Here is a 333-nt window from a genome sequence, read left to right as displayed (position 1 = left end):
ATGGATCAAACGGATAAGAACAAGATTAAATCTCGCCCAATGGGGTTAGGGGCATGAAACAACTAACACTTAAGGATGTAGTAGGAAGTTTTGATTATACCGCAACAAGTACAGCGGAAAAGTTCTTGAAGCGTAATAGCGTTATGACGTACTCAATAGAGTTTTACGACAAGGACGACAAATGGAAGCTTCGTTAGTTTGAAGCGAAGTCAGAGAGTGAAGCCGAAGGAATGGCTAAAGATAAATATGGACGGATCCAAATTATCGATACTTATATATCGGATAGATCGTTAGCGGAAATCATGGCATTGGATTAAGAAAGGGGAATAACAA

1 pseudogene is annotated in these 333 nt (G+C 39.3%); it reads left to right on the top strand.

Features of this window, described 5'->3' with window-relative positions:
• The first annotated feature begins 53 nt into the window (after nucleotides 1-53).
• Nucleotides 54-317: pseudogene (locus MR065_RS27225) on the top strand (hypothetical protein).
• Nucleotides 318-333: the final 16 nt, after the last annotated feature.

The sequence above is a fragment of the Bacillus cereus group sp. BfR-BA-01383 genome, assembly GCF_022663495.1.
Classification (GTDB): domain Bacteria; phylum Bacillota; class Bacilli; order Bacillales; family Bacillaceae_G; genus Bacillus_A; species Bacillus_A cereus_AU.
Note: the sequence above shows the minus strand (reverse complement) of the source record. Positions and strands in the feature narration are given on the sequence as shown.